Annotated in this window: 23 protein-coding genes; 9 read left to right on the forward strand and 14 right to left on the reverse strand. The window is 58.4% G+C overall.

All coding sequences use genetic code 11. From position 1 onward, the window contains the following. Positions 1-36 precede the first annotated feature (36 nt). Both HUW52_RS02380 and HUW52_RS02385 read right to left on the reverse strand, forming a co-directional pair. Complete coding sequence (locus HUW52_RS02380) at positions 37-420, reverse strand: PaaI family thioesterase (protein WP_007917925.1); 384 nt, start codon at positions 418-420, stop codon at positions 37-39. After that, positions 420-2744 (reverse strand): Tex family protein, encoded by a 2325-nt coding sequence (locus tag HUW52_RS02385; RefSeq protein WP_016986272.1) that lies wholly within the window; start codon positions 2742-2744, stop codon positions 420-422. The genes HUW52_RS02380 and HUW52_RS02385 overlap by 1 nt, the downstream gene beginning before the upstream one ends. 358 nt (positions 2745-3102) lie before the next feature. Between HUW52_RS02385 and ompR the strand changes: the two genes are divergently transcribed. Both ompR and HUW52_RS02395 read left to right on the forward strand, forming a co-directional pair. After that, positions 3103-3843 (forward strand): two-component system response regulator OmpR, encoded by a 741-nt coding sequence (ompR, locus tag HUW52_RS02390; RefSeq protein ID WP_016986271.1) that lies wholly within the window; start codon positions 3103-3105, stop codon positions 3841-3843. Between the two features lie 113 nt (positions 3844-3956). Continuing rightward, positions 3957-5270, forward strand: coding sequence for an ATP-binding protein (locus HUW52_RS02395; protein ID WP_016986270.1), 1314 nt, complete (start codon positions 3957-3959; stop codon positions 5268-5270). A gap of 201 nt (positions 5271-5471) precedes the next feature. Here the strand turns inward: HUW52_RS02395 and rimK are convergent, their stop codons facing one another. From rimK to HUW52_RS02410, 3 genes are read right to left on the reverse strand one after another with little or no spacing between them, the layout of a single operon-like run. Further along, the gene (rimK, locus tag HUW52_RS02400; RefSeq protein ID WP_007949201.1) at positions 5472-6377 is read right to left on the reverse strand and encodes a 30S ribosomal protein S6--L-glutamate ligase; all 906 of its coding nucleotides are present in this window, start codon (positions 6375-6377) and stop codon (positions 5472-5474) included. Continuing rightward, on the reverse strand, positions 6374-6835 hold the full coding sequence (locus HUW52_RS02405) for an ATP-dependent zinc protease (protein ID WP_175555634.1): 462 nt from the start codon (positions 6833-6835) through the stop codon (positions 6374-6376). The genes rimK and HUW52_RS02405 overlap by 4 nt, the downstream gene beginning before the upstream one ends. A 34-nt stretch (positions 6836-6869) precedes the next feature. After that, positions 6870-7649 (reverse strand): EAL domain-containing protein, encoded by a 780-nt coding sequence (locus HUW52_RS02410; RefSeq protein WP_175552879.1) that lies wholly within the window; start codon positions 7647-7649, stop codon positions 6870-6872. A 116-nt stretch (positions 7650-7765) separates the two neighbouring features. On the opposite strand from HUW52_RS02410, the gene HUW52_RS02415 reads away from it, so the two are divergent. After that, positions 7766-8173, forward strand: coding sequence for an RNA-binding S4 domain-containing protein (locus tag HUW52_RS02415; protein WP_007917939.1), 408 nt, complete (start codon positions 7766-7768; stop codon positions 8171-8173). A 121-nt stretch (positions 8174-8294) separates the two neighbouring features. Here HUW52_RS02415 and HUW52_RS02420 read toward each other — a convergent pair whose 3' ends face one another. Further along, the gene (locus HUW52_RS02420) at positions 8295-9095 is read right to left on the reverse strand and encodes a phosphatase PAP2 family protein (protein ID WP_175552880.1); all 801 of its coding nucleotides are present in this window, start codon (positions 9093-9095) and stop codon (positions 8295-8297) included. A gap of 105 nt (positions 9096-9200) precedes the next feature. Here HUW52_RS02420 and hslO point away from each other — a divergent pair, with 105 nt between their 5' ends. Together hslO and HUW52_RS02430 are read left to right on the forward strand one after the other, a co-directional pair. After that, positions 9201-10103: an Hsp33 family molecular chaperone HslO gene (gene hslO, locus HUW52_RS02425; RefSeq protein WP_016986267.1), complete on the forward strand. Its 903-nt coding sequence runs from the start codon at positions 9201-9203 to the stop codon at positions 10101-10103. A gap of 181 nt (positions 10104-10284) precedes the next feature. Next, positions 10285-11826: a phosphoenolpyruvate carboxykinase gene (locus HUW52_RS02430; protein WP_007917942.1), complete on the forward strand. Its 1542-nt coding sequence runs from the start codon at positions 10285-10287 to the stop codon at positions 11824-11826. A gap of 52 nt (positions 11827-11878) precedes the next feature. Here HUW52_RS02430 and HUW52_RS02435 read toward each other — a convergent pair whose 3' ends face one another. The 7 genes from HUW52_RS02435 to HUW52_RS02465 all read right to left on the reverse strand — a co-directional run bounded on the left by HUW52_RS02435 (position 11879) and on the right by HUW52_RS02465 (position 16510). After that, positions 11879-13144, reverse strand: a complete 1266-nt coding sequence (locus HUW52_RS02435; RefSeq protein WP_175552881.1) for a type II toxin-antitoxin system HipA family toxin — start codon at positions 13142-13144, stop codon at positions 11879-11881. Beyond that, complete coding sequence (locus HUW52_RS02440; protein ID WP_175552882.1) at positions 13141-13635, reverse strand: helix-turn-helix domain-containing protein; 495 nt, start codon at positions 13633-13635, stop codon at positions 13141-13143. Before HUW52_RS02440 ends, HUW52_RS02435 begins: the two co-directional genes overlap by 4 nt. A 171-nt stretch (positions 13636-13806) precedes the next feature. Next, positions 13807-13968: a YhfG family protein gene (locus HUW52_RS02445; RefSeq protein ID WP_225919987.1), complete on the reverse strand. Its 162-nt coding sequence runs from the start codon at positions 13966-13968 to the stop codon at positions 13807-13809. A 177-nt stretch (positions 13969-14145) separates the two neighbouring features. Further along, positions 14146-14445, reverse strand: coding sequence for a hypothetical protein (locus tag HUW52_RS02450; RefSeq protein WP_175552883.1), 300 nt, complete (start codon positions 14443-14445; stop codon positions 14146-14148). Positions 14446-14767: 322 nt separating this feature from the next. After that, positions 14768-14950, reverse strand: a complete 183-nt coding sequence (locus tag HUW52_RS02455) for a hypothetical protein (protein ID WP_175552884.1) — start codon at positions 14948-14950, stop codon at positions 14768-14770. Between the two features lie 47 nt (positions 14951-14997). After that, positions 14998-16140, reverse strand: a complete 1143-nt coding sequence (locus HUW52_RS02460) for a hypothetical protein (RefSeq protein ID WP_175552885.1) — start codon at positions 16138-16140, stop codon at positions 14998-15000. Between the two features lie 94 nt (positions 16141-16234). Beyond that, entirely contained in the window at positions 16235-16510 is a 276-nt protein-coding gene (locus tag HUW52_RS02465) for a hypothetical protein (protein WP_007917948.1), read from the reverse strand. 304 nt (positions 16511-16814) lie between these two features. Between HUW52_RS02465 and HUW52_RS02470 the strand changes: the two genes are divergently transcribed. From HUW52_RS02470 to HUW52_RS02485, 4 genes are all read left to right on the forward strand, one after another. Then, positions 16815-17318: a hypothetical protein gene (locus HUW52_RS02470; RefSeq protein WP_016986260.1), complete on the forward strand. Its 504-nt coding sequence runs from the start codon at positions 16815-16817 to the stop codon at positions 17316-17318. Between the two features lie 179 nt (positions 17319-17497). Then, positions 17498-19432, forward strand: coding sequence for an ATP-dependent DNA helicase RecQ (locus HUW52_RS02475; protein ID WP_016986259.1), 1935 nt, complete (start codon positions 17498-17500; stop codon positions 19430-19432). A gap of 132 nt (positions 19433-19564) precedes the next feature. Beyond that, the gene (locus HUW52_RS02480) at positions 19565-20791 is read left to right on the forward strand and encodes a 3-hydroxyacyl-CoA dehydrogenase (RefSeq protein WP_175552886.1); all 1227 of its coding nucleotides are present in this window, start codon (positions 19565-19567) and stop codon (positions 20789-20791) included. 220 nt (positions 20792-21011) lie between these two features. Then, the gene (locus HUW52_RS02485; RefSeq protein WP_175552887.1) at positions 21012-21437 is read left to right on the forward strand and encodes a thioesterase family protein; all 426 of its coding nucleotides are present in this window, start codon (positions 21012-21014) and stop codon (positions 21435-21437) included. A 55-nt stretch (positions 21438-21492) separates the two neighbouring features. Here the strand turns inward: HUW52_RS02485 and HUW52_RS02490 are convergent, their stop codons facing one another. Further along, positions 21493-21975: a glycine zipper domain-containing protein gene (locus HUW52_RS02490; protein WP_016986401.1), complete on the reverse strand. Its 483-nt coding sequence runs from the start codon at positions 21973-21975 to the stop codon at positions 21493-21495. Between the last annotated feature and the right edge of the window lie 73 nt (positions 21976-22048).

Genomic DNA, 22048 nt, shown 5'->3' on the forward strand with positions numbered 1-22048 from the left:
ACAGCGCCGAAATTAACTCAAATTGATGACCACAAGCTACAGGACAGCGAAGGTGCCTTGCGCTTTTGCGACCAGTTTGTCGCCCTGCATCACGTCGGCTTCGACCACCAACGTGCGCCGGCCCGGGTGAATCACCCGGGCCGTGCACAGCACCTCACCGTCGGAAACGGCGCGGATATAGTTGATCTTGCACTCGATGGTCGCGCTCTGCTGATCGAAGCCGTGGGTGCTGGAACAGGCCAGCCCCATGGCGATATCGACCAGACTGAACAGCGCGCCACCGTGCAATTTGCCGCCGCGATTGCGCAGTTCCGGTTCCAGCACCAGGGCGACTTGCGCCACCCCGGTTTCCAGGCTGTGCAGGCGGCAGCCCAACAGCTTGAAAAACGCGCTCTCGACGAGCCCGGCCGGAATCTCCATCAGCGTTTCTTCAACTGCTTGGCGTTGGCGAACAGCGAGGCCATCGCGTTGTTCACTGGCGCGGCGGTCGCGGTTTCCTTGCGTGGCGCATTGTTCGAAGGCTGGCGCTGCGCCGAGCCCGGACGCGAGCCACGGGCACCGTCGATCTTCTCGCCCGGGGTGTCGCCCATGCGCATCGACAGGCCGACGCGTTTGCGTGGAATGTCGACTTCCATGACTTTCACCTTGACCACGTCACCGGCCTTTACCGCTTCGCGCGGATCCTTGATGAACTTCTCCGACAGCGCCGAGATGTGCACCAGACCGTCCTGATGCACGCCGATATCGACGAATGCGCCGAACGCGGTCACGTTGGTGACCACGCCTTCGAGGATCATCCCCAGTTGCAGGTCTTTCAGATCTTCGACGCCTTCCTGGAACTCGGCGGTCTTGAACTCAGGGCGCGGGTCGCGGCCCGGTTTTTCCAGTTCCTGGATGATGTCGGTCACAGTCGGCAGGCCGAAGGTCTCGTCGGTGAATTTCTTCGGATCCAGACGCTTGAGGAAGCTTGCATCACCGATCAGCGAACGGATATCACGGTCGGTTTCAGCGGCAATACGCTGCACCAGCGGATAGGCTTCCGGGTGAACCGCCGACGAATCCAGCGGATTGTCGCCGTTCATCACGCGCAAGAAACCGGCCGCCTGTTCGAAGGTTTTTTCGCCCAGACGCGCGACTTTCTTCAGCGCTGCACGGGTTTTGAACGCGCCGTGCTCGTCGCGGTGCGCGACGATGTTTTGTGCCAGCGTGGCGTTGAGGCCGGAGATCCGTGCCAGCAGCGCCACCGAAGCAGTGTTCACGTCCACGCCTACGGCGTTCACGCAGTCCTCGACCACAGCGTCCAGACCACGCGCCAGTTTCAGCTGCGAAACGTCGTGCTGGTACTGGCCGACACCGATGGATTTCGGATCGATTTTCACCAGTTCAGCCAGTGGATCCTGCAAGCGGCGGGCGATCGATACCGCGCCCCGGATCGACACGTCGAGATCCGGAAATTCCTTGGCCGCCAGTTCCGACGCCGAGTACACCGATGCACCGGCCTCGGACACCATGACCTTGGTCATTTTCATCGCTGGGTATTTTTTGATCAGCTCGATCGCCAGTTTGTCGGTTTCGCGGCTGGCGGTGCCATTGCCGATGGCGATCAGGTCAACCGAGTGCTTGGCGCACAGGGCGGCCAGGATGGCGATGGTCTGATCCCACTTGTTGTGCGGCACGTGCGGATAGACCGTGGCGTGATCAAGCAGCTTGCCGGTGGAGTCGACCACGGCAACCTTGCAACCGGTACGCAGGCCCGGGTCGAGGCCCAGAGTAGCGCGCGGGCCGGCCGGGGCGGCCAGCAGCAGGTCGTGCAGGTTGTGGGCGAACACGTTGATCGCCTCGGTTTCGGCGCCGTCACGCAGTTCGCCGAGCAGGTCGGTTTCCAGGTGCGTGTAGAGCTTGACCTTCCACGTCCAGCGCACCACTTCGCCGAGCCATTTGTCGGCCGGGCGATTCTGGTTCTGGATGTTGAATTGCTGGCCGATCATGCCTTCGCACGGGTGCATGGTGCCCGGCAGCTCGTCGCCGACTTTCAGCGCGGAGCTGAGGATGCCTTCGTTGCGGCCACGGAAAATCGCCAGCGCGCGGTGCGACGGCATGCTTTTCAGTGGTTCGTCGTGTTCGAAGTAGTCGCGGAACTTGGCGCCTTCCTCTTCCTTGCCGGCGATGACGCGGGCACTGAGGGTCGCTTCCTGTTTCAGGTAGTTGCGCAGTTTTTCCAGCAGGCTGGCGTCTTCGGCGAAACGCTCCATGAGGATGTATTTCGCGCCTTCGAGCGCAGCCTTCACGTCGGCCACGCCTTTTTCGGCGTCAACGAAGCGCGCGGCTTCGGTTTCCGGGGCCAGGTTCGGGTCGTTGAACAGGCCGTCGGCCAGGTCGCCGAGGCCGGCTTCCAGGGCGATCTGGCCCTTGGTGCGGCGCTTCTGCTTGTACGGCAGGTACAAGTCTTCGAGGCGGGTCTTGGTGTCGGCGAGTTTGATGTCGCGCTCGAGGGCAGGGGTGAGTTTGCCTTGCTCTTCGATGCTGGCGAGGATGCTGATGCGCCGTTCGTCGAGTTCTCGCAGGTAGCGCAGACGCTCTTCCAGATGACGCAACTGGGTGTCATCGAGGCTGCCGGTGACTTCTTTCCGGTAACGGGCGATGAAGGGAACGGTAGAGCCTTCATCGAGTAGCGCGACGGCCGCTTCGACCTGTTGTGGGCGTACGCCGAGTTCCTCGGCAATGCGGCTGTTGATGCTGTCCATAAAACCACCTGACATAGTGTGAAATCAGGCTCTCAGGCACGCAAATAAAGGCCCGGAGTCTGGTTGAGCGGCTAGAAAATTGCCGCTGCCTGGGTCAAAAGGCAGCCCATTGACCCGTGAAATCGAACAATTACTGCGCTAGGCAGGAAAAAAAGCCTGCCACCTGCGGTAACGATTCAGACGTTGCCTGGCACAAAACGCCGCGCATTATAACCAGCGTTCTGTCATTCGGGGGCGTCGCAGTCTGTAGGCATAAACCCCGGTTTTCTGGCAGTGAAGGAAAAATCTGCTAACAATGCACACGGTGCGTATAACGGCAGCTACGCCATAATGCGCGCCGAGCTAAAAGGAGCATCCAATGAGCAGCACTGCACAAACTGCTGAAGGCGAAAAAATTCTCATCGTTGACGACGATCCGGGCCTAAGCAGCCTGCTGGAACGTTTTTTCGTCAGCAAGGGCTACCGCGCCCGTACCGTACCGAACACCGAGCAGATGGATCGTCTGCTGTCGCGTGAAGTCTTCAATCTGGTCGTCCTCGACCTGATGTTGCCTGGCGAAGACGGTCTGACCGCGTGCCGCCGTCTGCGGGCCGCGAACAACCAGATCCCGATTATCATGCTCACCGCCAAGGGCGATGAGATGAGCCGTATCAAGGGGCTGGAACTGGGCGCCGACGATTATCTGGCCAAGCCGTTCAACCCGGACGAGCTGATGGCCCGGGTCAAAGCTGTACTGCGTCGTCAGGCCGCACCGGTACCCGGCGCGCCGGGCAGCGAAGACGAAAACGTCACCTTCGGTGATTACGTGTTGTCGCTGGCCACCCGCGAACTGAAACGCGGCGACGAAGTGCACATGCTCACCACCGGTGAGTTTGCGGTACTCAAGGCCCTGGTGATGAACGCGCGTCAGCCGCTGACCCGCGACAAACTGATGAACCTGGCCCGTGGCCGCGAGTGGGATGCCCTCGAGCGTTCCATCGACGTGCAGATTTCCCGTCTGCGCCGCATGATCGAGCCTGATCCATCGAAGCCGCGCTATATACAGACTGTCTGGGGTGTGGGCTACGTGTTCGTTCCCGATGGTGCCGCCACCAAGTGATCGGTGATTTGTAGGAGCGGGTCTGCAGGGTTTGGTCAAACGGCCGTGCCCGCAGACTCGCAATCCGCAATATGCGAGCATTGCTCGCTCCTGCAAGTGTGTAGCGGTTATAGATGAAGACCCCCGTCTGGTTCCCCCAAAGCTTTTTCTCCCGCACCCTTTGGCTGGTGCTTATCGTCGTGCTGTTTTCCAAGGCGCTGACCCTGGTTTATCTGTTGATGAACGAGGACGTGCTGGTGGATCGCCAATACAGCCATGGCGTCGCCCTGACGCTGCGTGCCTATTGGGCTGCCGACGAAGAAAACCGCGCGAAGATCGCTGATGCCGCGACTCTGATCCGGGTGGTCGGCGCCGGTGTGCCGGAAGGCGAACAGCACTGGCCGTACAGCGAAATCTACCAACGGCAAATGCAGGCGGAACTCGGTGCCGACACTGAAGTGCGTTTGCGCATGCACTCGCCGCCGGCGTTGTGGGTGCGTGCGCCGAGTCTCGGTGATGGTTGGCTGAAGGTGCCGTTGTATCCGCACCCGTTGCGTGGCCAGAAAATCTGGAACGTGCTCGGCTGGTTCCTCGCCATCGGTTTGCTGTCGACGGCATCTGCATGGATTTTCGTCAGCCAGCTCAACCAACCCTTGAAGCGTCTGGTCTATGCCGCCCGGCAACTCGGTCAGGGTCGCAGTGTGCGTCTGCCGATCAGCGATACGCCGAGCGAGATGACCGAGGTGTATCGCGCCTTCAACCAGATGGCTGAAGACGTCGAGCAGGCCGGGCGCGAGCGCGAGTTGATGCTGGCCGGCGTGTCCCATGACTTGCGTACACCGTTGACGCGGCTGCGGCTGTCGCTGGAGCTGATGGGCGATCGCAATGACTTGACCGATGACATGGTCCGCGACATCGAAGACATGGACGCGATTCTCGACCAGTTCCTCGCGTTCATCCGCGACGGTCGCGACGAGTCGGTGGAGGAGGTGGATCTGACCGATCTGGTGCGCGAAGTGGCGGCGCCGTACAACCAGAATGAAGAGAAGGTGCGTTTGCGTCTGGAGCCGATTCAGCCGTTTCCGCTGCGTCGGGTGTCGATGAAACGCTTGCTCAACAACCTGATCGGCAACGCCTTGAACCATGCCGGCGGTAGCGTGGAAGTCGCCGCTTACGTGTCCGGTGACGTCAGTGCGCCGTATGTGGTGCTGAGCGTGATGGACCGTGGTGCGGGGATTGATCCTTCGGAGCTGGAGGCGATCTTCAACCCGTTTACCCGAGGCGATCGTGCACGGGGCGGGAAGGGCACGGGCCTGGGTTTGGCGATTGTGAAGCGGATTGCTTCTATGCATGGCGGCAATGTTGAATTGCGTAACCGGTCTGGAGGGGGGCTGGAAGCGCGGGTGCGGTTGCCGTTGGGGCTAATGTTGCCTAGGGACGCTGTGTAGATCAAAAGCCCCTCACCCCAACCCTCTCCCGGAGGGAGAGGGGGCAGACCGAGGTGCCTTGCGTCATACATCGGCCTGAAAGACTGGGGCGATTGTGGATTCGGCACAGCAGGATCAGGTCGGCGTATCTTTTATGCATCCCCCAATCAGTCCCCTCTCCCTCCGGGAGAGGGTTAGGGTGAGGGGCTTCTGCTCTTAGCTCTAGCCCTTGCCTTTGGTCCGGGTCATATTCGGCCCGCCATTCTTCTCAAGATGCTCAATGATGATCCCCGCCACATTCTTGCCGGTAGTGGTCTCGATCCCTTCCAGCCCCGGCGACGAGTTCACTTCCATCACCAGCGGCCCGTGATTGGAGCGCAGGATATCCACACCTGCCACCGCCAGGCCCATGACCTTGGCCGCACGCAACGCAGTCATGCGTTCCTCCGGAGTGATCTTGATCAGGCTGGCACTGCCGCCGCGATGCAGATTGGAACGGAACTCACCCGGTTTGGCCTGACGCTTCATTGCCGCGATGACTTTGTCACCGACCACGAAGCAACGAATATCCGCACCGCCCGCTTCCTTGATGTACTCCTGAACCATGATGTTCTGCTTCAGGCCCATGAACGCCTCGATCACCGACTCTGCCGCCGTGGCGGTTTCGCACAGCACCACGCCGATACCTTGCGTGCCCTCCAGCACTTTGATCACCAATGGCGCACCGTTGACCATGTCGATCAAATCGGGAATGTCATCCGGCGAGTGCGCAAAACCAGTCACCGGCAAACCAATACCGCGACGCGACAACAATTGCAGCGAACGCAGCTTGTCCCGTGAACGGGCGATGGCCACCGATTCGTTGAGCGGGAATACCCCCATCATTTCGAACTGACGCAACACCGCGCAGCCGTAGAACGTCACCGACGCGCCGATCCGTGGAATCACCGCGTCAAAGCCTTCCAGCGGTTTGCCGCGATAGTGAATCTGCGGCTTGTGGCTGGCGATGTTCATGTAGGCGCGCAAGGTGTCGATCACTACCATTTCATGCCCGCGCTCGGTTCCGGCTTCGACCAGACGGCGGGTGGAATACAGACGCGGGTTCCGCGACAGCACAGCGATCTTCATGCAACACCTGTGGAGGAGGTAGATACCGGGAACACCGGCTTGTCTTGTACATACTTGATGCCCGGATTGACGACCAGATGGCCATCGATCAGGGCTTTGGAACCGAGCAACAGGCGATAGCGCATGGATTTGCGGCAGGCGAGGGTGAACTCGATCGGCCAGACCCGATCACCCAAGGCCAGAGTAGTGCTGATCACATAGCGCTCCTGGGCATGGCCGTTGGAGCTTTTGATGGTTTTGCGCGTCACCAGTGGCGCTTCGCAGCGGCGGTGACGCAACTGCACCACCGTGCCCAGGTGCGCGGTGAAACGCACCCACTTTTCACCGTCACGTTCGAACGGCTCGATGTCGGTGGCGTGCAGGCTGGAGGTGCTGGCGCCGGTGTCGATTTTCGCTCGCAGGCCTGCGACTCCCAGATCAGGGAGCGCCACCCACTCGCGCAGACCGACAACGGTCAAATGATCAAATGTCTTCAATAGAAAAAACCAACGATTAACGCGTCCAGGCCTCAGGTGAAACCTGGGCCAACGCTTTGAATGCAGGTTTGGCGAACCAGTAGCCCTGCATCAGAAAAATTCCACAATCCGCCAGGAAATCCCGTTCACCGGCGCTCTCGATGCCTTCGGCAATGACTGTAACGTCCAACTCCGCACAGATTGTGACAGTCCCCCGGACGATCGCCTGACGAACACGGTCTTGATCGACATCGCGGATCAGCGCCATGTCGAGTTTGATCAGGTCCGGTTGGAAATCAGCCAGCAGATTGAGCCCCGAATAACCGGCACCGAAATCATCGATAGCGGTCTTGAAGCCGAATTCGCGGTATTCACGCAGAATATTGGTCAAATGGCGATAGTTATCTACGTGCTCGCTTTCCAGGGTTTCGAAAATCAGTCGGTCAATCGGGAAATGGTGTTTTTTTGCCGCCTCGAGCGTACTGCGAATGCACAGCTCTGGACGATAGACCGCGTTGGGCATGAAGTTGATCGACAAGTGTGTCTGCATATTTAGATTGGCCGCGCCTTCGATGGCGCGGGTCCGGCAGAGCTGGTCGAAACGGTAGCGGTTGTCTTCTGTAACCTGATCCAACACAGTCAGTGCGCCTTCACCGCGCACCCCACGGACCAGCGCTTCATGGGCGAAAACCGACTGGTTGCGCAGATCGACGATAGGTTGGTAGGCAAAGTCAAAATCGAAGCCCAACGGTTCACTGTGCTGGCAGCCCTGGCAACCGGTGTGGTTCGAGGTTAATGAAGACGGAAATTTAGTCACTCGATCACTCCATGCCGACGCGCCGGCCAAGATCACAGTCTATCTGGAGGGCCGAGTTCTTGCGCCCGCCAGAAACGGTAGTACAGTTCCGACTACTGGCCGAACGAGGAATTCAAATGGCACAAAAAAGCGAAGAGGACGACAAGGTCCGTCTCGACAAGTGGTTGTGGGCTGCGCGTTTTTACAAAACCCGTGCCTTGGCCAAAGCGGCGATCGAAAGCGGCAAGGTGCATTGTCGCGGTGAACGCTGCAAGCCTGGCAAAGAGCCACGCATCGGTGATGAGTTCGAGATTCGTACCGGGTTTGAAGTGCGTACGGTGAAGGTCGAGGCGTTGTCGATTGTGCGGCGTGGTGCCCCGGAGGCGCAGACGTTGTATGCGGAGACCGAGGCGAGTATTGCCAAGCGTGAAGCGGCTGCGGCGATGCGCAAGGCGGGTGCGTTGGGCGTGAGCACCGACGGCAAGCCGAGCAAGAAGCAGCGGCGGGATTTGTTCAAGTTTCGGGGTAGCAGTAACGACGAATAATCGCGTTATTGGTGCTGGCCTCTTCGCGAGCAGGCTCACTCCCACAGGAGATTGCATTTCAATCTGGGAGCGAGCCTGCTCGCGAATCGAGGGCGCAGCCCTCGCCGAAGACAGCTCGGTATCAGGCGCTACGCACCACACTCATCCGCGACACCAGCGGCAACTTGCCCAGCAGCGCGAATATCGGCGCTGTCACCTTCAACCAGAAGTTCGAGGCGTGATACGCAAACGGCGTGTAATAACCCCAGCCCAAGGCCCACACCGCCAGCAGCAGACCGCCGATGTAATCGTCCTGACCCCAATGCGCACCGGCCACCAGTCGCGGCAGCATGAACAACAGCGCCAGACCCCAGATCGTCAGGAACTGGCCGACAGTACGACTGAACACGCCCATAAATAGCGCCCAAATCAGCAATACCGATGCATGATCCCCCGGGAAACTCTGGCCAGAACGATCCTTCAGCTCCCAGGTTTTCTCCAGGTGCGGGAAGTAATCGCTGATGTGTACCGCGCCTTCCAGCACCATCGACGGGCTGCTGTGTTGCCAGTCCATGTGATCGGCGAACTTGGAAAACACCGCGCGGATCACCACCATCAACAGCAGGATCGAGAAAAAACCGAAGAATGCGCGACGCACATCAATCGCCTTGAACACCCAGTCGCCCTTGATCAGCAGCGTCAGCAGGATCAGTCCGACAACGATGTCGAATGGGCGCAGACTTGCAATTGCCCAGATGTGGAGCCATATCGGGTTGCTGGCCAGCGGTGCATTGAGCGAGCGGAACAGCCACTCGTCGAAAATCACACACAGCGAGTTGCCCGTAGGCCATAACCAGAAAGCCAGTAGCGCCAACGGCACTACGTTGCACAGAACCAGCCGGCCGAGGTTCCACCTTGATTGGAACAAACCCGGATTGTTCATAAAATGCCTCCCATGGCAGAGCAGTCGGCACCAAAAAGAGTGCCAAGAAGCGCAAATTTTCACGTCTTGTAACCATTTTGTCACCACATTCAGATACCCAAAATTATGACCGACCTAGCGGATACCGATTTCACCCAACGTTTCATCTTCGATGACAGCGACACGCGCGGCGAACTGGTTGCGCTTGAACGCAGCTACGCCGAGGTTCTCGCCAAGCACCCGTACCCGGAGCCGGTGGCGCAACTGCTGGGCGAATTGATGGCGGCCGCCTCGTTGCTCGTGGGCACGCTGAAGTTCGATGGCTTGCTGATTCTGCAGGCGCGTTCCGAAGGGCCGATCCCGCTGCTGATGATCGAATGTTCCAGCGAGCGCGAGATCCGAGGCCTGGCGCGTTACAACGCCGAGCAGATCGCGCCGGATGCGACCCTTGCCGACCTGATGCCGGGCGGTGACCTGACCCTGACCGTCGACCCGACTGTCGGTCAGCGCTACCAGGGCATTGTCGATCTCGACGGCGAAACCCTGTCGGAATGCTTCACCAACTATTTCGTCATGTCGCAACAGGTCGGCACGCGCTTCAAGCTGTTCGCCGATGGCCGTCGTGCCCGCGGGATGCTGCTGCAGCAACTGCCGGCCGACCGCCTGAAAGACGAAGAAGAGCGCGCCGCCAGCTGGCAGCACCTCACCGCACTGGTGAGCACGCTGACCGCCGATGAGTTGTTGAGCCTGGACAACGAAACCGTGTTGCATCGCCTCTACCATGAAGAGCAGGTGCGCCTGTTTGATGTGCAGAACCTGCGTTTCCGTTGCACTTGCTCACGCGAGCGTTCGGGCAACGCGCTGGTCAGTCTGGGTCTGGAAGATGCGCAGGCACTGGTGGCCGAACAAGGTGGCAAAGTCGAGATCGATTGCCAGTTCTGCAACGAGCGTTATGAGTTCGACGCCGCCGATATTGCTCAATTGTTCGCTGGCGCAGGCGTCGACACGCCGTCAGATACCCGGCACTAAAACGGTTCAGCGCAGGTAAATTCACTGCGTAACGACGGAATTTCGCCGTTACGACGGGAGGACCCTACTCTTTTTGGGCTTTTCTGGCATAATCCGGCCCACTTTTTTCGCGGTAGTAGTGCACGACTTTCTACTACAAAACGTTTGGAGCACACTCGGCCACTGGCCGACGGGGAACCTCATGACGCAAGCCAATAACGCCGTGTACACCGATCTGAGTGTTGATGATCTGGTAAAAGAAGCCCTGAACCGCGGTGAGGGCGAGCTTGCCGATACCGGCGCTCTGGTTGTTCGCACTGGTCACCGCACCGGTCGTTCGCCTGTTGACCGTTTCATCGTTGAAGAGCCTTCCACCCAGGCCGCTATCGCCTGGGGCCCGATCAACCGCAAGTTCCCGGCCGACAAGTTCGACGCGCTGTGGGCTCGTGTAGAAGCATTCAACAACGCGCAAGAGCACTTTGTGTCCCACGTGCATGTAGGCGCGGCGGAAGATCACTACCTGGCCGTGAAAATGACCACCCAGACTGCCTGGCAGAATCTGTTCGGTCGTTGCCTGTTCATCAACCCGGCCCAGTACAACCCGGCCGGTCGTGAAGAGTGGCAAGTGCTCAACGTGGCCAACTTCGAGTGCGTGCCTGAGCGTGACGGCACCAACTCCGACGGTTGCGTGATCCTCAACTTCGCACAGAAGAAAGTGTTGATCGCCGGCATGCGTTACGCCGGTGAGATGAAGAAAGCCATGTTCTCCGTGCAGAACTTCCTGCTGCCGGCCGCTGACGTGCTGCCAATGCACTGCGCTGCCAACATCGGCGAAGAAGGCGACGTGACCCTGTTCTTCGGTCTGTCGGGCACCGGTAAAACCACCCTGTCGGCCGACGAAAGCCGTTACCTGATCGGTGACGACGAACACGGCTGGGGCGAAGGCGTGGTGTTCAACATCGAAGGCGGTTGCTATGCCAAGTGCATCGACCTCTCCGAGAAAAACGAGCCGGTTATCTGGAAAGCCATCAAGCACGGCGCAGTACTGGAAAACGTCGTCATTGACGACGCCAAGCACGCCGACTACGCCGATGTCAGCCTGACCCAGAACAGCCGCGCCGCGTACCCGCTGGAGCACGTTGCCAAGCGTTCCGAGCACAACCTCGGTGGCGAGCCAAACGCGGTGATCTTCCTGACTTGCGACCTGACCGGCGTCCTGCCGCCAGTGTCGATCCTCAACGAAGAACAAGCGGCCTACCACTTCCTGTCCGGCTACACCGCACTGGTGGGCTCGACTGAAATGGGTTCGGGCAGCGGCATCAAGTCGACCTTCTCCACCTGCTTCGGCGCACCGTTCTTCCCGCGCCCGGCTGGCGAATACGCAGAACTGCTGATCAAGCGCATCCGCGGCTTCGGCTCCAAGGTTTATCTGGTCAACACCGGCTGGACCGGCGGCGGCTACGGCGTCGGCAAACGCTTCAACATCCCGACCACCCGCGCAGTGATCGCCGCGATCCAGAGCGGCGCACTGATCGGTGCTGCCACCGAACACCTCGACACCATCAACCTCGACGTGCCACTGGCCGTACCGGGCGTTGAAACCAACCTGCTCAACCCACGCAACACCTGGGCTGACAAGGCTGCGTACGACGAGGCTGCGAAAGCACTGGCCGGTCTGTTCATCGAGAACTTCAAGAAGTTCGAAGTGAGCGATGCGATCAAGGCTGCTGGGCCGAAGTTGTAAGATCTGTCGTGAATGAAGAAGCCGCCCTTTAGGGCGGCTTTTTTTTGGGTGATTAGAAGATACGAAAAGCAGGCGCCATCCTTTCCTGCTCACTTCTGGACATCCCAAGCGCATTAGCGATCTCCGGCCAAAGACGGATCACGTCTTGAATGCGCTCAATGATGTCTGCTGAATCCTCACGGCTAACCCGAAAATAACCAGCGACTTCCCTCGCCAGCTCTAAGTCCAACGCGTTGTCAGAATCAGTGATGTTCAGCTTCAACCCATCCGCATGTGCCACCGGATTCATGTCGTAGGCTGCCGACAATCGCCATCCCCGACCAGGATCCAGAATAAAACCGTGGTTTCGCAGGTGGTCGTCGGTGTTGGAGACCAGGATGTTGAAGACGATTCGTGACCAGAGTTCACGGAGGTCGGTGTTGGGTTCCGAGCCGTGTTCCATGATCACTTCCGCCAACTCTAAATAGCTGGCGCCGGTTGAGGCGTCGTCGCCGTCGACGCGGTTGGTCATGGTCATGGCTGATGCGAAGTGATGTCGGCCGCCGCGCGCGGTTCGGTCGAAACGCTTCACCAGGAAGCAGTGGTGATCGCTTGCGTAGCGTCGGGCCATGCCGGTCGCAACACGCAGACCACAGTTGACCGCCAAAGCGTTTACTACAAATTCCCAACCACCAACATCGTAGTCATCCCTCGTACTTGGGAATTTGGCGATCCACAGTTGGCCGAACTCGTCGACGACGCTGGCTTTCGGTCTGGCGCCGCCCAGCGAGCCGCCCGGTGCGATGAGCATTCTTAGCCATTCGCGGCCATCGATGGCTGTGTTGTCTCTATCGTTTTCCAAGGCGAGACTTGCTTGCTCCAAGGCGCGTAGCTCGACAAAGGGTGGGGCGGCAACGCCGTCGCGGTCGTCGAGGAAGTTGCCTTCGTCATTGAGTTTGTAGCGAAGGGCGCCGACACGGAACAGGTCGTGCACGCCAAGCAGGTAATCGGATTCGAACAACTTGCTGTTGCTGGGAAGCAAGCCGTCGCGAATGTCCCTTTCCAAGCGGCGTTTCATCAGCAGTTGGCCCCAACGATCGGGGCTTGAGTCTGCAAAGACGCCAAAGCGGCTCTGATGTTCGCCGGGGAATTGGCGGCCTTCGAAGGGGCCGATGCGCGGGTCTAGAGTTATGGAACTCAACTCGGGATCGGCCAACGCCTTAGGGTCGTACTCAAATTCGAACACGTTGGTGTTGCGTGTTTTTCTTGCGTGTAGAAATCCGAGGCGTCTGGCGCCTTTCAAGGATTCCCAGTCTGCATAAACAGCAATCAGCGTCATTCTTCACCTGTTGGGGGGCCGGCCTTTTTCTTCTTGTTCAAAAGGCTGGAGAGTGAGTGTGTGTTGAATGGGAAGTCAGCCGGAATTTTCGTGGTAGTGGCGGCATCGATAACGTTTGAAGTCCCGGCGTGTTCAGATGCGCCCTTTTTTGCCGCACTGACTGCTCGTACTCGCTGGGGCTTTTTCGCTGCGGATCGTGTTGCAGGCATTAACTGCGCATCCTGCAATTGGCGACCCATTTCATCGGCTGCAGCCAGTTTGTTCAGGTCCTTTTCCAGCCCCAGCACTTGCATGACCGACAAGTAGGCCCCGATGGTTACGCCTGAGCCTCCGGACTCCAGATGGCGCAAGGTTGTCAGCGACATGCCTGATCTTTCGGCGACCTGCTTGGCCGTCAATTTGCGGCGTAGGCGAGCCAGCTTCAGTCGTTCACCAAGGTCGACCAAAAGTCGAGCAGTAGAGGGCAAGAGCGGCGCTGTTTTCTTGGCCATGTGGCAGTATTCCTTCATTTTTTAACCTTAACTGCCAGAATAATAGCACTTAAGATGAAGGATGCTGTCTGCCGTAAGACCCGTGAAAAACGAAGTTAAGTGGCATTATTCCATCTGTTTTCGGTTCATATAGCTAGAATACGGCCACTTGAACGTTAGCGCTTCCTCTAGTCAGCCCGGTTTTTGCCGGTACTTTTCGAGAACCTGCATACGTGAGGAAAGTGGCTTTTCAGCATCGGCAGGGGTGGTTTCAAAACCTTCAATGCGTAGGCTGGCCAAATAGTTTGATCGGCGAACCTTGTCGTAATGGGCCTGCTTTTGCTGAAACGTCAAAACGCTCGTATCAGCATTCGAGTCTGAATCGCGATGCTTTTTGCGTAAGATCTCGTCCATTTCGATAACGCTTTCCATCAGCTCATCAAAGAATTTGCTCATGGTTGCTCCCATGTTTGATTACCGTTTTTTTGATCGCTCTCACAGAGTGCATAAGAGCGATACGATCACTCGATTTCAGGCTGGAGCTTTCCAGTTGAGCATCCGCTGCTGTGCGACTTGCAGCAGGTCACAGCCATCCTGCGTCAGCAGATAGAGGGCGTGGGTGATGTGGGGGATGTCTTCGACGTCGGCCTGTCTGAAGTTGAGGCAGTAGAGGGTGCGTAGCAGGTCGCTTGAAGCGCGCAGGCGCTGGACGGCGCATTCGAGGATGTCTTGCGGGTTGGCGGCTGTATCGATGAGCAGAGGCTTGGAGTCGGTGAGGTTGGATTCGAGTGGGCGGTAGCGATCGGTGGTGAATTGATTCCATGTCTTCATTATTTTTGCCTCGTTTTTGCGTCATGAGAATCCGCACCCACCGTGACCAAGCGATAGGTGGCGGACTGCGTTCGGGTTGGTCAACCGATGAGGCATTCACAACCGGCACACCCGAAGGTGTCCCGAACACAGCCGCCATAAAGCGTGCTGACACAAAAAAGCGCCAGCAGCATACAACGACTGTGAATGCGCATCTAATACGGGTGACCAAGCCCGAGCCGCTGATTTGGCAGCGACAGTCACGACTATAGAGACGAGCTACACGACGGCGATAGAAGACAAGGAGTCTGTCCTTGTAGGAACAGGACGTAGATTCAATAGGTCATTGCTGACAATCCTTCAGACGTCTTAAACGAGCGCGTTTATCTGCCATCAGTTTCCTGCTTACTTCATCGGAAATGCTTGGCCGAGGATCATCAATGCTGGCTTGGACCTGCCTGATGAACCATACCTCGTAGGTTTCCTCGTCGCTAGCCTGCTCCGATTCATCGCTCGTACTGTTCATCGTTCTATTTCCTTCTTGGTTAAAAACCTATCGGTCGCCGCTCCGCCTCAACCAATAACCCGATACGCCGCCATATCCAGCACACTCGTCGTTAGCCCCGTCGCAGGCGCGTAGATCGTGCCTTTCACCGCCGAAAACGGCACGCCTTTGCTGCCCAGCGAAACATAGCGCTCACCTTTATCCAGTTCGGTGAAGTAGGTGTAGGAAATGCTGTGCATCCGCTTGTAGCGCGCTTCGTCGGCGACGATGGCGCCTGTCAGGCGCAGGAGGTCGGCTTCGCTCAGGTTCAGGGTTTTGTTCAGTTGTACGCCCCAGCGCTTGAGGCAGGTTTCGGCGAGGTGGCGGACGATACGGCCAGGCTCGACCAGCGTTTTCAGGTCGCCGCTGTTGGTGGGTACGCCGCCGGCGGCAGTGGCGTTGCCGGCCATGGTCGCGTGGCGGCCGGCCATCGGGTAGACGCAGGTTTTAGTGCCGGTGGCGGTTTGTGGAATGACGCAGCTGAACCCTTTGGAGCGTTCATCGCGGGCATAGAAGGCGACATACTCTTTGACGTTGGCGCCGAGTTTGACGCGTTGATCCTGGAAGTTGCCGATTCCCGGGACTGGATCAAGGGCGAATATGTTCACCGGGATATTGTTAAGTTGAGGATCATTTAACATCGCATTGGCCAGCATATGGCAACTTATCCCGCCGCGACTCCAGCCCACCAGATTGACTTGAGTGGGAATAACTCCATCCTTGCGAAACGTCTTGATGATCTGCTCCTGCAACTTCTGTTGGGTCACACTACGATCGCCATAGTTGTATTTACGCCAGAACCACGAACCTTCGACCTTTACGTCTTCAATAGGAATGCCGGCGGCTTTAAGGCGGTTGTATTCGGCCTCGGTGAGTTGTACGCGCTGCCAGTCGCATTTGCCTTTGATAACATTGACGGCGTGTTGCACGTTTTCTTCCCAGCCTTTGCCGAACAACGTGCCGGTCAGGCCATACTCCTTGGTCTTGGTGAACAGGTCGTCGGCTTGCAGGTTGCCGCTGCCGGGCCCGTCGACGACGATCCATTCGGCGAACTCGCGGCCGGTATGGTTGGAAGCCAGTGTGGAAACCAATTCACCGTCCCAGAAGTTTTCATGGGTAGTGTCAAACTTGTTGGAGCCGGTGCCGCAAAAAAATATAGTCAGAACTGTCATGGTGTTGCTCTCGTTAAGTTGTAAGAGCGAACAAGTTAGTGTTGGTGGTGTGTATAAATAAAGCCCGGTGGTGTTTCCGCGTTTGTAGTGCAGATTAGTTGTATGTTGTTTGTGGTGGTTTCTGTTTGGCAACTTCAAGTAAGTCGCAACCATCCTGTACCAGTAAATAAAGCGCGTTAACGATGTTGGGGATATCTTTCACGTCAGCTTGTTTGAAACATAGGCAATAGAGCGTTTCCAGCAAATCTCCGGCCGCGCGTAAACGCTGATCGGCGGCATTGATCAGGTCAGTCTGGCTGGAGTGGCTGTCGATAAGCAGCACCGGGTTTTCGCTGTAGCAGGTCTTGAGTGGGCGATAGCGGTTGATCATGGTGAGGCATGTCCTGTTCGAAGGCGCTGGAGGCGGGCCGGCAGAGTGTTTGCAGCCGCGCCGGCCACTATAGAAGGGCGTTTCTCTGTGGGACAAGACAGCCGCAATGGACAGTATTCGTAGGGGTTTTTCCGTGTTTTGAGGAAATGCCCTACGTGTTTTCGCAGCTTTTTCAGGCCAAAACCCTTAGGCGTAATAATTCCTACGTGATTGTCAGGCGATTCGCGGTAAACCGCTGTATCGTGCGCGCCAGAATCTGTAGGGCGTTTCCAGACGTCTGACACGCGCTTAAAGGGAATTAGGTATGCACTGGCTACGAATGGCCGCGATTTTACTGCTAGGTCTGAGCACTTGCCGTTTAACGATGGCCTCAGACGTTGGCAATGCGTGGGTGCTGGATCGCCTCGATCGCACCGATTGGCCGGAGGCACTCATCAGTCAGGCGAGCATGGACACGGCGTCGCGCGGTGAAGTGTTGATGTTCGCCAAAGCCCTGTTGGCCAGTGAAGCGCTGGATGAAGAGGGGCTTGAGCAGCGACTCGGTGTGCCCCACGTGCAGTTGAAGTCTATTCGCCATGTACGTGACGGTCTCTGGGAGGGGTTGTTGAGCACCTATCGCAACGCCAGTCAGAACTGTGATGAGCAACCGTTCTGCCCGCGTGTGCGCAGCGTCGCTGATCTGCGTCAGTTGGCGGCGGCATTCACCGGCGACATCAGCCCGGCCCATGCGCTGTGGGCGAGCAAGAGCCAAGGTGTGCATGAGCAGATGCTGAATGAGCAACTGCGGGTGGCGGTGTTGCGGCCCTGAACCTCTGGTTTTGTGTTGGTCTGACCGGCCTCTTCGCGAGCAAGCTCGCTCCCACAGGGGCCGTGGCGTTCAAGTAATCGCTGTATCATTCCGAATCGATTTGGCCCCGACCTTTTCTCGACTCGCTGCGATCGCCCGCTAGGCTGTTGGCATGGCAGCAGTCAATGGAGTGACAGCGAATGCACAACACCCTGGAACAGGTTTTTGGTTTTCCACAGTTTCGACCCGGACAAGAGACTGCGATCAGCGCGGTGCTGGCCGGGCGCTCGGCGGCGGCGATTTTCCCCACCGGTTCCGGCAAGTCGATTTGCTATCAATTGCCAGCGCTGATGCTGCCGCACCTGACGTTGGTGGTCTCGCCGTTGTTGGCGCTGATGCAGGATCAGTTGGCCTTTTTGCAGCGACACGGTATCTCGGCTGGCAGCATCGATTCGGCGCAAAGCCGCGATGACGCCAATGATGTGATGGCCCGCGCCCGCTCGGGTGAACTGAAAATACTGATGATCTCGGTGGAGCGCTTGAAGAACGAGCGCTTCCGCAACTTTCTGCAGCAGGTGCCGATCTCGCTGCTGGTGGTGGACGAGGCGCATTGCATCTCGGAATGGGGCCACAACTTTCGCCCCGACTACCTCAAGCTGCCGGACTACCAGCGCCAGTTCAACATCCCGCAGACCTTGCTGCTGACGGCGACGGCAACGCCGAAAGTCATCGCTGACATGCAGGCCAAATTCGCGATTGCTGCTGACGATGTGGTCACTACCGGTTTCTACCGGCCCAATCTCAATCTGCTGGTGGAGCCTGTGCGCGGTCAGGACAAGCGTCGGCGTCTGGTGGAGTGGATGAGCGAGCGTGCCGGACAGCCGAGCATCGTCTACGTGACCCTGCAGAAAACCGCCGAACACATCGCCGAACACCTTGAGCGCAACGGCATCCAGGCCGAGGCGTATCACGCCGGTTTAGCCCACGACAAACGCGAGGCGATCCAGAAGCGCTTTATGGCTGGGCAGTCCAATTGCATCGTTGCGACGATCGCTTTCGGCATGGGCATCGACAAGAGCGACATCCGCAATGTCGTGCACTTCGACCTGCCCAAATCCATCGAAAACTACAGTCAGGAAATCGGCCGCGCCGGGCGTGACGGGCAGCCGTCGGACTGCCTGGTATTGGCCAATCGCGACAGCCTCAACGTGCTGGAAAACTTCGTTTACGGTGATACCCCGGAGCGCGATGGCATTCGCTATGTGCTCGACGAACTGAAGGCCTCGGTACCGGAAGGACAGTGGGAGTTTCTGCTCGGGCCATTGGCGGACCAGAGCAATATTCGCTCACTTCCGCTGAAGACATTGCTGGTGCAACTGGAGCTGCGCGGTTTGATTGCGCCGCGCTACGCCTACTACGCCGAATACCGTTTCAAATACCTGCTGGAGCCCGAAGCACTGCTTGAGCGTTTCGACGGTGAGCGCAGGGATTTCGTCGCCGCAATCATTCAGACTTCGGCGCGCGCGCGCACCTGGGCCACGGTGAATTTCGAGGCGATGTATTCGCAGTATTCCGCCGAGCGCAATCGGGTGGTTAAGGCGCTGGATTATTTTCAGGAGAAGGGCTGGGTCGAGCTGGAAAGCAAACAGATGACCGAGGTCTACAGCCTTCTGAACAGCGACTTTGACAGCGATGTCCTGAGCGCTGAGCTGCATGAATATTTCACCCGGCATGAGCAGGCCGAAGTGGCGCGAATTCACGCGATGCTTGAAGTCTTCGCCACCGAACGCTGCCTGGGTTATCGCCTGGCGGAGTATTTCGGTGATCACAATGCGCCCGAGCGATGTGGGCATTGTTCGGTGTGTCACGGCCAGGTTGCGCGGTTGCCGCCACCACCGGAGTTGCCAGCGCTTGTGGATAAAAACTTTGCGGCGTTGTGTGGCGATTTTATCCACAAGCATGAGCAGCACACCGGGGTCCTGCCGACGGCGGAGCGGCTGACAAGGTTTCTGTGCGGGATCAGCGTGCCATTGTTCACCAAACTCAAGGCTCGGGCGATTCCCGGGTTTGCGGCACTGGAAGAGTATCCCTATGCCGAAGTCCGGAACTGGGCTGACGATCATTTGCTCGATTAAACATAAATCCTGTGGGAGTCAGGGCGCCTGCATCCATCCGCTGAATGTCGATCATCACGGTAATAAACTTCAAAAACCGTCGTTGGCTGACTATGGTGAGTCCAGTCTTTGGATCGCCAACAAGAGAACAACATGAGCCAGACATCGTTCGATATTCAGCAGGCCGCCGTAATCGGCGCGGGCACCATGGGCCGTGGCATTGTCATGTGCCTGGCCAATGCCGGCGTGAGCGTGCAGTGGGTGGATAACAATCCACAGATGCTTGAACAGGCACTCGCCACCGTCGCCCAGACTTATGCACACAACGTTCGCCAGGGGCGGATTGATCAGGCCGAGGCGGATGCACGTATCGCTCGGGTCAGTGCGGCGGCGGATTATGCGGCGATTCGCAATGTCGATCTGGTGATCGAGGCGGTGTACGAAAATCTTGAGCTGAAGCAGAAGATTTTTCGTGAGCTGGATGGCTTGCTCAAGCCTGAGGCACTGTTGGCGAGCAATACCTCGGCGCTGGATATCGATGCGATCGCTGCGGCGACCAGACGTCCTGAGCAAGTGCTCGGCCTGCATTTCTTCAGCCCGGCGCACATCATGAAGCTGCTGGAAATTGTTCGTGGTGCGCAGACTTCGCCGGCCGCGCTGGAGGCGGCGCTGACGCTAGGCAAGCGCATGGGCAAGGTCAGTGTGGTGTCGGGCAACTGCCACGGTTTTATTGGCAATCGCATGCTGCATCCGTATGTGCTGGAGGCGCGCAAGATGTTGCTCGAAGGCACTTATCCACAACAGGTCGACGCGGCGCTGCAAGGCTTTGGTTTTGCCATGGGACCGTTTCGCATGTACGACGTGGTCGGCATCGATCTGGAGTGGCGTGCACGCGAGCTGGCCGGCAAGGGCCAGGATGCGCCGCAGGTTCAGGTGGATAACCGCTTGTGCGAGATGGGGCGGTTTGGCCAGAAGTCCGGCAACGGTTATTACCATTACGAGCCGGGCAGTCGTCAGGCGGAACACGATCCTGAGGTCGATGCGCTGGTATTGCAGGTCAGCGAGGGGCTGGGCTTTCAACGTCGCGAGATTGGTCCTGAGGAGATTCTGGAGCGCTGCCTGTTAGCGTTGGTCAATGAAGGCGCGAAGATTTTGCAGGAAGGCATTGCCGAGTCGGCGCACGACATCGATCTGGTGTATCTGAATGGCTACGGATTCCCGGCGGACAAGGGCGGGCCGATGGCGTGGGCGGATCAGCAAGGGCTGGCGGATATTCATCAGCGCTTGCTGGCGCTGGAGACGCGGCAGGGCGATCAGTGGAAACCGGCGCGGTTGATTGGTGAGTTGGCGGCGCAAGGGAAGGGGTTTGCTCAAATGTGATGTCGCCGCCAGAATCGATCCCCCTCACCCCAGCCCTCTCCCCCAAAGGGGGCGAGGGGGAAAGGGAGCCGATCTGCGTGGCTTTCAACATGTAAGTTCGACTCGACAGTTCAGGTCGGTGTATTCCGAGAAAACACCTCGGTCAGTCCCCTCTCCCTCTGGGAGAGGGCTAGGGTGAGGGCAAGCGGCCTCACTGAAAAACAGGAGAACCAGCCCAACCATGTCCACCCCTCAACGCGCCGACTACCCGCACTTCCAGCCCATCACCACACGCTGGCACGACAACGACGCCTACGGTCACGTCAACAACGTCACCTACTACAGCTTCTTCGACACGGCGGTGAACACCTACCTGATACAGGTCGGTGGTCTGGATATCCATGACGGTGAGGTGGTGGGTTTTGTGGTCAGTTCGGCGTGCGATTATTTCGCATCGATTGCGTTCCCGGACTTGATCGAGATCGGTCTGCGGGTCGGCAAGTTGGGCAACAGTTCGGTGCAATATGAACTGGCGGTGTTCAAGGTCGGCGAAAGTGAAGCGTATGCGGCGGGGCGCTTCGTTCACGTATTCGTCGATCGGGCGAGCAATCAGCCGGTGCCGATCCCTGCCCGCTTGCGCGAGGCGCTCGAGCGTCTGGTGGTTTGAGAAAGGCAAAAAAAATCGCAGCCCTCGGGCTGCGATTTTTATTCAAGCATTCGCCTTAACGATGGCGATAGTACTTGTGATGCTTGCGGTGGCCGTAGGCATGGCCGCGACCACGGTGGTCGTCGCGGTAGTAGCGACGATCATCATGACGACGGTCGTAGCGACGATCGTCGTCATCGCTCTTGTTGCCCATGTAGTTGCCCAGCGCGCCACCGGCGCCGCCACCTGCTGCGGAGCCGATCAGGCTGCCGGTGGTGCCGCCCATGCTGCGGCCGACTACGTTACCGCCGGCTGCGCCCAGCGCACCACCGATGGCGGCTTCGCCACGGCTGCGTTTGTCGGCGCCGACCGCACTACCACCCGCGCCGCCCAAGGCCGCGCCGATGGTGGAACCTGTATTGCCGCCTAAGGACTGACCGACGACCGAGCCAAGAACCCCGCCCAATGCGCCGCCCACACCTGCTTCGGTGGTGCCGCCTGCGGAAGCAAAACCACTGACCAGGCCAAGGGACAACAAGAGAATCGAGGAGAACTTCATAGATGAGCCTCAAAGGGATGACGGCGCCGATCCTGAGGCTGTGTAACAAGCGTGACAATCGAAATCCGACGAA

Source organism: Pseudomonas sp. 43A (genome assembly GCF_013363935.1).
Lineage (GTDB): Bacteria > Pseudomonadota > Gammaproteobacteria > Pseudomonadales > Pseudomonadaceae > Aquipseudomonas > Aquipseudomonas crudilactis.

Excerpts from the sequence above, each read along its gene's own strand:
- HUW52_RS02380 (WP_007917925.1), bottom strand. The coding sequence starts at position 420 with ATGGAGATTCCGGCCGGGCTCGTCGAGAGCGCGTTTTTCAAGCTGTTG.
- HUW52_RS02385 (WP_016986272.1), bottom strand. The coding sequence starts at position 2,744 with ATGGACAGCATCAACAGCCGCATTGCCGAGGAACTCGGCGTACGCCCA.
- ompR (WP_016986271.1), top strand. The coding sequence starts at position 3,103 with ATGAGCAGCACTGCACAAACTGCTGAAGGCGAAAAAATTCTCATCGTT.
- HUW52_RS02395 (WP_016986270.1), top strand. The coding sequence starts at position 3,957 with ATGAAGACCCCCGTCTGGTTCCCCCAAAGCTTTTTCTCCCGCACCCTT.
- rimK (WP_007949201.1), bottom strand. The coding sequence starts at position 6,377 with ATGAAGATCGCTGTGCTGTCGCGGAACCCGCGTCTGTATTCCACCCGC.
- HUW52_RS02415 (WP_007917939.1), top strand. The coding sequence starts at position 7,766 with ATGGCACAAAAAAGCGAAGAGGACGACAAGGTCCGTCTCGACAAGTGG.
- HUW52_RS02420 (WP_175552880.1), bottom strand. The coding sequence starts at position 9,095 with ATGAACAATCCGGGTTTGTTCCAATCAAGGTGGAACCTCGGCCGGCTG.
- hslO (WP_016986267.1), top strand. The coding sequence starts at position 9,201 with ATGACCGACCTAGCGGATACCGATTTCACCCAACGTTTCATCTTCGAT.
- HUW52_RS02430 (WP_007917942.1), top strand. The coding sequence starts at position 10,285 with ATGACGCAAGCCAATAACGCCGTGTACACCGATCTGAGTGTTGATGAT.
- HUW52_RS02435 (WP_175552881.1), bottom strand. The coding sequence starts at position 13,144 with ATGACGCTGATTGCTGTTTATGCAGACTGGGAATCCTTGAAAGGCGCC.
- HUW52_RS02440 (WP_175552882.1), bottom strand. The coding sequence starts at position 13,635 with ATGGCCAAGAAAACAGCGCCGCTCTTGCCCTCTACTGCTCGACTTTTG.
- HUW52_RS02450 (WP_175552883.1), bottom strand. The coding sequence starts at position 14,445 with ATGAAGACATGGAATCAATTCACCACCGATCGCTACCGCCCACTCGAA.
- HUW52_RS02455 (WP_175552884.1), bottom strand. The coding sequence starts at position 14,950 with ATGAACAGTACGAGCGATGAATCGGAGCAGGCTAGCGACGAGGAAACC.
- HUW52_RS02460 (WP_175552885.1), bottom strand. The coding sequence starts at position 16,140 with ATGACAGTTCTGACTATATTTTTTTGCGGCACCGGCTCCAACAAGTTT.
- HUW52_RS02465 (WP_007917948.1), bottom strand. The coding sequence starts at position 16,510 with ATGATCAACCGCTATCGCCCACTCAAGACCTGCTACAGCGAAAACCCG.
- HUW52_RS02470 (WP_016986260.1), top strand. The coding sequence starts at position 16,815 with ATGCACTGGCTACGAATGGCCGCGATTTTACTGCTAGGTCTGAGCACT.
- HUW52_RS02475 (WP_016986259.1), top strand. The coding sequence starts at position 17,498 with ATGCACAACACCCTGGAACAGGTTTTTGGTTTTCCACAGTTTCGACCC.
- HUW52_RS02480 (WP_175552886.1), top strand. The coding sequence starts at position 19,565 with ATGAGCCAGACATCGTTCGATATTCAGCAGGCCGCCGTAATCGGCGCG.
- HUW52_RS02485 (WP_175552887.1), top strand. The coding sequence starts at position 21,012 with ATGTCCACCCCTCAACGCGCCGACTACCCGCACTTCCAGCCCATCACC.
- HUW52_RS02490 (WP_016986401.1), bottom strand. The coding sequence starts at position 21,975 with ATGAAGTTCTCCTCGATTCTCTTGTTGTCCCTTGGCCTGGTCAGTGGT.